Annotated in this window: 1 protein-coding gene; it reads right to left on the reverse strand. The window is 60.8% G+C overall.

Annotation, left to right across the window (positions count from 1 at the left end):
- The coding region (locus H9S92_RS12090; protein ID WP_320055164.1) for an SdrD B-like domain-containing protein at positions 1-1,562 on the reverse strand (1,562 nt) is incomplete at both ends.

The raw sequence follows: 1,562 nt of genomic DNA on the forward strand, positions 1-1,562 counted from the left end.
TGGTAAGTCCCGTTCGGCAGGTTCGGGAAGAAGTAGCTGCCGTCGGCGTCCGTTACATCACTGCCCACCAGGGTTTCCGGCGTACCGTCACCGTCGGCATCAACGTACAATTCGACTACTACGCCAGGAGCTGCTACATCGTTGGGGCCATCTTGCTGTCCGTTGCCATTCATATCGTAGAAGACCGTGCTACCTACGCTGTTCGTGGGGATGAAGCCGAAGTCAACGGTCATATTGCCGTTGCCATCCGTCTGCGGAGCCGTGTCATCCTGCTCGCCGCCCTGGCCAGCCTCGTCGCCGCCCTGGGGCTCCGTGCCGGGAACCAAGGTCACTACGCCAGAAAGTGATTCCTGGCCAGTCGCCGTAGTGGCACTGCCATCACTGTTGCCGTCCGTGTCATCGTTCGGGGTCGTGCTGACGGCGGCACCCGTAGAGGATACCGGTGAGCCAGCCAACGCAATGGCTCCCACCTGGTAGTTACCAGGGGCCAGGTTACCGAAGAAGTAGTTGCCGTCGGCGTCCGTGGTCGTCGTCTCGATCAGGACAGGAGCCGTTGCCGGATTGTTGTCCGCATCGAAGTACAGGTTCACCGTGACACCGGCGATGCCGTATTCCAGCGGGTTGGTCAGGTCCTGGTCGCCGCTGTTGTCAACGTCGTAGAAGACCGTGGAACCGATGCTCATGTTGGGCAGAATACCGAAGTCGATCGTCATGTTACCGTTTGCGTCCAGGATGCTGTTGGCCGGGTCATCAGCGTCCTGGTCGTCGCCTGGCGTGCCGTCAAGTTCCGTCGGGTTGTCGCCAATTGCGAGATCGAAAGGAGCGGAGGCAATTGAGCCGTCGGGCTGGTCCGTACCGTTCTGCACCAACGCATTGTCGTCAGCGGGGTCAACCGTGGGGGAAGCCATGCCGCCTTCTACGCCGTTGGGAAGTACGACCTGGTAAGTCCCGTTCGGCAGGTTCGGGAAGAAGTAGCTGCCGTCGGCGTCCGTTACATCACTGCCCACCAGGGTTTCCGGCGTACCGTCACCGTCGGCATCAACGTACAATTCGACTACTACGCCAGGAGCTGCTACATCGTTGGGGCCATCTTGCTGTCCGTTGCCATTCATATCGTAGAAGACCGTGCTACCTACGCTGTTCGTGGGGATGAAGCCGAAGTCAACGGTCATATTGCCGTTGCCATCCGTCTGCGGAGCCGTGTCATCCTGCTCGCCGCCCTGGCCAGCCTCGTCGCCGCCCTGGGGCTCCGTGCCGGGAACCAAGGTCACTACGCCAGAAAGTGATTCCTGGCCAGTCGCCGTAGTGGCACTGCCATCACTGTTGCCGTCCGTGTCATCGTTCGGGGTCGTGCTGACGGCGGCACCCGTAGAGGATACCGGTGAGCCAGCCAACGCAATGGCTCCCACCTGGTAGTTACCAGGGGCCAGGTTACCGAAGAAGTAGTTGCCGTCGGCGTCCGTGGTCGTCGTCTCGATCAGGACAGGAGCCGTTGCCGGATTGTTGTCCGCATCGAAGTACAGGTTCACCGTGACACCGGCGATGCCGTATTCCAGCGGGTT

Origin of the sequence: Neolewinella lacunae, from assembly GCF_014349155.1 — a bacterium.
Lineage (GTDB): Bacteria > Bacteroidota > Bacteroidia > Chitinophagales > Saprospiraceae > Neolewinella > Neolewinella lacunae.